The 7,387-nt window shown below is 69.7% G+C and carries 4 protein-coding genes, 5 tRNA genes and 1 other RNA gene; 9 read left to right on the top strand and 1 reads right to left on the bottom strand.

Going from position 1 to position 7,387, the window contains the following annotated elements:
- Positions 1–30: 30 nt before the first annotated feature.
- The 9 genes from D7W79_RS46545 (at position 31) to ffs (ending at position 5,884) form a co-directional block, all read left to right on the top strand.
- Positions 31–3,192, top strand: coding sequence for a tetratricopeptide repeat protein (locus D7W79_RS46545; protein WP_244222151.1), 3,162 nt, complete (start codon positions 31–33; stop codon positions 3,190–3,192).
- Between the two features lie 157 nt (positions 3,193–3,349).
- The gene (serS, locus tag D7W79_RS35635) at positions 3,350–4,630 is read left to right on the top strand and encodes a serine--tRNA ligase (RefSeq protein WP_120529768.1); all 1,281 of its coding nucleotides are present in this window, start codon (positions 3,350–3,352) and stop codon (positions 4,628–4,630) included.
- 124 nt (positions 4,631–4,754) lie between these two features.
- Positions 4,755–4,841: transfer RNA gene (locus D7W79_RS35640), tRNA-Ser, on the top strand.
- Between the two features lie 42 nt (positions 4,842–4,883).
- A tRNA-Ser gene (locus D7W79_RS35645) sits at positions 4,884–4,973 on the top strand.
- A 29-nt stretch (positions 4,974–5,002) separates the two neighbouring features.
- A tRNA-Arg gene (locus tag D7W79_RS35650) sits at positions 5,003–5,079 on the top strand.
- Positions 5,080–5,102: 23 nt separating this feature from the next.
- Positions 5,103–5,570, top strand: coding sequence for a tRNA adenosine(34) deaminase TadA (gene tadA / locus D7W79_RS35655; RefSeq protein WP_120529769.1), 468 nt, complete (start codon positions 5,103–5,105; stop codon positions 5,568–5,570).
- Between the two features lie 6 nt (positions 5,571–5,576).
- Positions 5,577–5,663, top strand: a tRNA-Ser gene (locus D7W79_RS35660).
- Positions 5,664–5,676: 13 nt separating this feature from the next.
- Positions 5,677–5,763: transfer RNA gene (locus tag D7W79_RS35665), tRNA-Ser, on the top strand.
- A 28-nt stretch (positions 5,764–5,791) separates the two neighbouring features.
- Positions 5,792–5,884: signal recognition particle sRNA small type (gene ffs, locus D7W79_RS35670), an RNA gene on the top strand.
- An 83-nt stretch (positions 5,885–5,967) separates the two neighbouring features.
- Here ffs and D7W79_RS35675 read toward each other — a convergent pair.
- On the bottom strand, positions 5,968–7,387 hold a 1,420-nt coding region (locus D7W79_RS35675; RefSeq protein ID WP_338078837.1), incomplete at its 5' end, for a glycosyltransferase family 39 protein.

Raw genomic sequence — 7,387 nt, forward strand, 5'->3', positions numbered from 1 at the left:
ACACGTGCCTTATCGTCGGCAGCGTCAGAGGTGTATAAGAGACAGGCGTACGGACAGGCCCCCGCGTACGGACAGGCCCCCGTGCCCACGGATGATCCGTTCGCCGTGGACTTCACGTCGCCCCCTCCGGCCGCGCCGCCCGCTCCGGACTTCCAGCTGGACTTCGGCGACCCGGCCCCCGCCGCGCCGCCGGCGCGCGTCAACCCCGCGACGGACTTCGGCGACGTGGACTTCGGCGACCCCTCGCCCGTCCCGGCCTCCGCGGCCACGGGCCTGCCGGACGCGCTGGAGTTCGACCCCACCGCCGCGCCCATGGATGACCTGGAAGCGGACCTCTCCGCGCCGCTGCCGCCCCCGCCCGCCGCGGGCCCCGCGGACGGCCTGGAGATGCTCAGCTTCATCGACGACAGCGCCGGCAAGGAGGCCGGCGGCCGCGTGCCGGTGAAGCGCTTCCACGTGCGCCGCCGCTCCGGGAAGATGTTCGGCCCGTTCGAAGAGGGCGTCATCGTCAAGATGCTCGAGGACGGCCAGCTCCTGGGCAACGAGGACGTGTCGCCGGACTCGGAGGCGTGGTCCGCCATCGGCACGGTGCCCGTCTTCGCCGCCGCCATCCAGCGGCTGATGGAGGGCCCGTCCAAGGCCGTGCCCATCGCGGCCACCCCGGGCGCACCGGCGCCGGACGCGGCCGCCAGCCCGGACGCCGCCAACCCGCAGGCCAGCATGGAGCGGCTGCGCCAGCTCTACGAAGGCCGCATGGCCGCGGTGTCCGTCGTGGACCGCAGCGCCGCCGAGGCCAAGTGGAAGAAGCGCCTGCCCGCCATCATCGCCGCGGGCGTGTCGGTGCTCGTGCTGGGCACCGGCGCCAGCTTCGAGGCCGGCCGCTACGGCGCCTTCGGCCGCCACAAGTTCTTCCCGGCCCGCGTGTCCGCCGGCTCCTCCGAGGCGAAGCTCGTCGAGGAGGCGCGCAAGGGCCTCCTGGCGGACACCTACGCCAGCTACAAGGAAGCGCGAAAGAAGAGCGCCCAGGTGCTGGCCACCAAGGAGTACCCCGAGGTCCGCGCCCTCTGGTGCCAGTCCGTGGCCTACCTGCAGCGCCGCTACGCGGACGGAGATCGCTCCGACCTCACCTCCTGCAACGCGCAGATGGAGGCCATCGAGCTCCTGGGGGAGAAGAACGTGGAGGTCATCAAGACCGCCGCCGCCATCGCCCTCACCAACCGCAAGGGCGCGGAGGCGCAGGCCCGCCTGCAGGACGCCTCCACCCGCGAGGACAACCAGGGCGACCTGGAGCTCGCGTTCCTCCTGGCGGAGTCCTACGCGCAGCAGAAGGACATCGGCAACGCCGTCGCCACGCTGACCAAGGTGCTGGAGAAGGACCCCAAGTCCGCCAAGGCGCACCACGCGCTGGGCAACCTTTACCAGGCGCAGGGCAAGGCCGACGAGGCCGCCAAGGCCTACGCGGACGCGCTCGCCGCGGATCCGCAGCACGCCGCCTCCGCGGTGGAGCTGGCCGCGGTGGAGCTGCTCGTGCGCAAGTCGAACATCGAGCAGGGCGCCCAGGCCGTGGAGAGCGCCCTGAAGCTCCAGGACGCGCTGGGGCCCGCCGAGCGCGCCCGCGCCCGCGGCCTCAAGGGCGTGGCCCTCTTCCAGCAGTTCAAGCCCAAGGAAGCGGAAGCCGAGCTCAAGGCGGCCTACAAGGACAACCCGGACTCCGCCTTCATCAAGGCCCAGCTCGCCCAGGTGCTGCGCTCGCAGCGCGACTACGACGGCGCGCTGCCCCTCTTCGCCTCGCTCGCGGCGGAGGACAGCGGCAACCTGGAGCTCGTGGACGGCCACATCACCGCGCTGGTGATGACGGGCAAGATGCAGGACGCGCTCACCGCCGTGGAGGCCGCCAGCAAGAGCTTCCCCAACGAGGCGCGCATCGCGTACCTCTACGGCCGCATCGAGGACGCGCTGGACAAGCCCGTGGAGGCGGAGGGCCACTTCAAGCGCGCCACCGCCGCCGACCCGAAGCTGGTGGACGCGGGCCTGTACCTGGGCCGGCTGTACCTGCGGCAGCACCGCAACGCGGACGCGCGCACCCTCCTGGAGGCCGCCGCGCAGCAGGCGCCGGAGCACGCGGGCGTGCACGCGGGCCTGGGAGAGCTGGCGCTCGCGGAGAACAACAGCCTGCTCGCGCAGCAGGAGTTCGACCGCGCCGTGCAGCTGGACCCCAACCTGGCGGACGCCCACCTGGGCCTGTCGCGCGTGTCGCTGCTCAATGGCGACGCGGCCCGCGCGGAGACAGAGGCCAACCGCGCCCTGGAGCTGGATCCGCACCTCTTGAAGGACGGCCGGCTGCAGCGAGGGCTCGTGCTGTGGCGGTTGCACCGGCTGGACGAGGCCGTGACGGAGCTGGAGAAGGCCAAGGCGGAGGACCCCCGCTCCACCACCACGCCCATCACCCTGGGCGCGGTGCTCCTGGAGAAGGGCGACCTGGCCGGCGCGGAGAGCAACCTGGGCCTCGCGCTGCGCAACGAGCCGTCCAACCACGAGGCCCTCTACTACCTGGGCCTCGTGCGCGCGAAGCGCTCGGAGTACACCCAGGCGCTCGACAGCATGAAGACCGCCGTGGACCGCGCCCCCAAGCGCGCGGACTACAAGTACGCCTACGGCGTCATCCTGCGCGACGCGAAGCGGCTGCCGGACGCCATCGAGCAGTGGCAGGCCGCCGTGGCGCTGGACCCCAACTACGCGGACGCGCACGAGGCCCTGGGCCACGCCTACCTGGAGCGCGCCGAGTTCGACAGCGCCATCGCCTCCTTCGAGGCGGCGCTCAAGGCGGATCCGCAGCGCACGCGGGTGATGGGCGCCATGGGTGACGTGCTCTTCAACGCCGCGCGCTGGGACGACGCCGTCCGCCGCTACCAGGCAGCGCTCAAGGCGGATCCGAAGCTCACGTACGTCTATTACAAGGTCGCCCGCGCCTACACGGAGCAGGCCCAGCACGCGAAGGCCATCGACTGGTACAAGAAGGCCACCACCGCCGAGCCGGAGAACCCGCAGCCCTTCTACTACCTGGGCTTCGCCTACAAGGAGCGCAACAAGCGCAAGGACGCCATCACGGCCTTCAAGGAGTACTTGGTGAAGAAGCCGGACGCGGCGGACAAGAAGGACATCGAGGACGAAATCTACGACCTCGAACACTGAGCCGGGCCTTCCGGGCAGGCCCCGTTGAAGGCCTGCCCGGGCCACCGGCGGGAGACCTCCAGGTCAGCCCCCGGGGCCTGGGGGCGTCCGGCCCTGAGCACCCGGCGCGTGGTGAGCCTTGCCGGCCCACCCCGGGGTGACTACAAGGCGAGCCCCTATGCTGGACCTCCGGAACGTTGCGCAGAACTTCGATGCGGTCGTCGCCCGACTGAAGACGCGGGGCGGCAGCCTGGACCTCGGCCCCTTCCAGGCGCTCTTCCTGGAGCGCCGCGACCTCTACGTCTCCATGGAAGCGCTGGCCGCGCGCCGCAACGCCGCCAACGAGGAGATGAAGCGCAAGGCCAAGGAGGACCCGGCCGCCATGGAGAAGCTGCGCGGCGACCTGCGCGGCGTCTCCCAGGAGATCAAGGAGAAGGAGGCCCGCCTCAAGGAAGTGGAGGAGGAGCTCAACCGCATCCTGCTGGTCATCCCCAACGTGCCCCACGAATCCGTCCCGGTGGGCACGAGCGCGGACGAGAACGTCCAGGTGAAGGCCTGGGGTGAGAAGCCCAACCTGCTCTTCACGCCGAAGCAGCACTTCGAGCTGGGCGAGTCGCTGGGCATGCTCGACTTCGAGCGCGCCGCGAAGGTGTCCGGCAGCCGCTTCACCTTCTACAAGGGCGCCCTCGCGCGGCTGGAGCGCGCGCTCGTCACGTTCATGATCGACGTGCACACGTCCAAGGGCTACACGGAGCTGCTGCCGCCCTACCTCGTGCTGCGCGAGACGATGATGGGCACCGGCCAGCTGCCCAAGTTCGAGGACGACGCCTTCAAGACGTCCGGCGAACCCGAGCGCTTCCTCATCCCCACCGCGGAAGTCCCCGTGACGAACTACCACGCGGACGAAATCCTGGAGGGGGAGCAGCTCCCCATCCGCTACTGCGCCTTCAGCCCGTGCTTCCGCGCGGAGGCCGGCGCCGCGGGGCGCGACACGCGCGGCCTCATCCGCCAGCACCAGTTCCACAAGGTGGAGCTCGTGAAGTTCTCCCAGCCGGACAAGAGCCTGGACGAGCTGGAGGCCATGACGGACGACGCGTGCGACATCCTCCGCCGGCTGGGGCTGCACCACCGCGTGATGCTGCTGTGCACCGGGGACATGGGCTTCGGCGCGCGCAAGACCTACGACATCGAGGTCTGGCTGCCGGGCCAGGGCGCGTACCGGGAGATTTCGTCCTGCTCGGACTGCGGCGACTTCCAGGCCCGCCGCGCGAAGATCCGCTTCCGCGCCCAGAAGGGGGACAAGCCCCAGATGGTGCACACCCTCAACGGCAGCGGGCTGGCCGTGGGGCGCACGAGCATCGCCATCCTGGAGAACTACCAGCGGGAGGACGGAAGCGTCGCCATCCCGGAGGCGTTGGTGCCGTACATGGGCGGCCTGAAGGAACTTCGCCCCCTGTAGTCAGGGCCTGCTGGCCCCGGACGTGAAAAGGGGCCAACATCTCTCTTGCCACAGGGAAGAAATGATGTAGAAGGGCGGCCCCACGGGCGCGGTTGGCCCCACGGGAACCGACGGCAAAGGCTGTGGAGGCGTGGCCGAGCGGTTGAAGGCAGCGGTCTTGAAAACCGCAGAAGGTGAAAGCCTTCCGTAGGTTCGAATCCTACCGCCTCCGATTTTGAGCTTGAGTTTCGTGGTTCTTTGACAGAGAAGAGTTGGAGAGATGGCCGAGAGGCTGAAGGCACAGGTTTGCTAAACCTGCATACTCGAAAGGGTATCGAGGGTTCGAATCCCTCTCTCTCCGCCACTTGATGTAAAGCAGCAGCCGGAAGAAATGCTCCCTTAGCTCAGCTGGATAGAGCGTCGGACTACGAATCCGAAGGCCGGAGGTTCGAATCCTCCAGGGAGCGCCACTTCTTCTTCAGGCGCGCACATCATGAGTGACGACATCGCTTTCATGCAGCAGGCTCTTGAGCTCGCGCGGGAAGCAGCTTCACTCGGGGAAGTTCCGGTAGGTGCGGTGGCAGTGCTGGACGGAAACGTCGTAGGCACGGGCTACAACCGCCGCGAATGCGACCGGAACCCCTTCGCCCATGCCGAAATGATGGCCCTCGCAGCCGCAGCGAAGGCACGTGATGCGTGGCGACTCTCCGGGGTGACCCTCTACGTGACGCTGGAACCGTGTGCGATGTGCGCCGGTGCGCTGGTTCAGTCTCGTGTCACCCGACTCGTCTTTGGTACGATGGACCCGAAAGCGGGCGCGGTCGGCTCGCTGTACAACCTGGTGGAAGAGCCCCGGCACAACCACCGGCTTCAAGTGACAAGCGGCATCCTGGCGGAAGAGAGTCGCCAGCTTCTCAAGACGTTCTTCGAGCGCTTGCGCACGAAGCGACGTGAAAACTGAATATCTGGAGAGCTGGCCGAGTGGTCGAAGGCACCTGACTCGAAATCAGGCGTACCGGCAACGGTACCGTAGGTTCGAATCCTACGCTCTCCGCTCCAAAGTCTCTGGAGAGGTGGCCGAGCGGTTGAAGGCGCACGCCTGGAACGCGTGTATATCTGAAAGGGTATCGTGGGTTCGAATCCCACCCTCTCCGTTGTTATTTTCGAAGTAGCAGCACGGATTTTGTGGTCGGGACAACGTGGGGGCGCGAACCCCGCCAGGTCCGGAAGGAAGCAACGGTAGCGTACTTCCGCGTGTGTCCCGGCCGTTCTGTCTCACCTGAAGCGCCGACATCCCTCCGGGGATGCCGGCGCTTCGGCTTTGCGGGCTTGCCCTCCCCTGCCCGGCCGCTCCCGCCTCAGTCGCGGGCGAGAATTGTCTCGCGCCCCACCTGGCGGACGACGCGGAAGCCGGCGGCCTGGAGCTCTTCCAGCGCCCGGCCCTCGAAGGTGACGGCGCGGTTGAAGGTGCGGTCGCGGATGGAGGCCTGGAAGGCCGCGTCCTGGGGCCAGTCGCAGGTGCGCCAGGGGATGTTCCGGCCGATGTAGAAGTAGCCCCCAGAGCCCCACAGCCCCTCGTTGACGATGAGCAGCCCCGTCGCGTCCCCTCGCGTGGCCCGGACGATGGCGCGGAACTGGTCCGCGCGGAGGTCGTTGGACGGGAAGCCCTGGCCGTGCACGAAGCCCAGGGACAGCGCGAGCACCGCCCCTGCTCCCCGCAGGCCCGGCCGGGGAAGCGCGGCGATGGACGCGGACAGCTGGGACGCGGCCGCGAGCAGCGCCACCACGAGCCCCGGGTAGAGGAAGCGCTCCTCCTTGTGCGGCGTCGTCAGCAGGACGGCCGTGTAGACGGCCGCGCAGGTGAGCGGCAGGGACAGCGCGCGGAAGCGGAACAGGGGCACCAGCGACAGCGGTACGGCGGCCCAGGCCCAGAGGGGCACGGCCTGGAGCAGCGGCTCCCAGTAGAAGCCCGGCGGCGAGGCGCCGAACGCGGCGGCGGCCTTCCCGGAGAGGACGTTGTAGTCCACGTAGGCCAGGAACGAGTGGAACGGCGTGCCCCAGGTGCCCCAGTCGAGCAGGCCCAGGCCCGCCGCCACCACCGCGCCGCCCACACAAGCGAAGGCAAGCAGGCGCCACCGCCGGGCGGCCACCAGCCACCCGAGCGCGGCCACCACGAAGAGGGCGGACGGGTAGCGCGTCACCACGGCGAGCCCCAGGGCCATACCGCCCAGGAGCCCGGCCCGGCGCACCCGCGAGTCCGGCCCGGTGTCCGGGCGGTCCAGGGCTTCCATGGCCACGAGGAGGAAGGACGCGGAGAAGGACTCCGACAGGGTGCGTCCGGCGAAGAGGAGCACCGGCGCGCTCAGCCCCACGAGCAGCACCGCGAGCGCCGCGCCCCACGGGCCCGCGCGGCGTTCGGCGAAGCGGTACACGGCCCACAGGCTCCAGGCGTGGAGGGCGAATTGGGGCAGCGCCACCACGCCCCGGTAGACGCGCGGGTCGGTGATGCCGAAGCCGTGCGCCACCTTGAGGAAGGCAGCCAGGACTCCAGGGACGGCCCAGTTGCGCAGGCCCTCGCGCCACTCCCAGGCCAGCACGCCGTAGCCGTGCACGCGCCAGTACGCGGGCTCCAGCGCCTGGAACACCTCGTCCGGGTGGATGCGTCCCAGCTGACGCACCGCGAGGACGCACGGCACCAGGGCCACCGCGAGAAGCCCCAGCGCGCGGAGGCGTCCGGGCAGCTCCGTCCGGACGGCGGGCGCCGGCGGTTCCACCGGG

It is taken from the genome of Corallococcus exercitus, assembly GCF_003611585.1.
GTDB lineage: Bacteria > Myxococcota > Myxococcia > Myxococcales > Myxococcaceae > Corallococcus > Corallococcus exercitus.

Excerpts from the sequence above, each read along its gene's own strand:
- tadA (WP_120529769.1), top strand. The coding sequence starts at position 5,103 with ATGAGTGACGACATCGCTTTCATGCAGCAGGCTCTTGAGCTCGCGCGG.
- serS (WP_120529768.1), top strand. The coding sequence starts at position 3,350 with ATGCTGGACCTCCGGAACGTTGCGCAGAACTTCGATGCGGTCGTCGCC.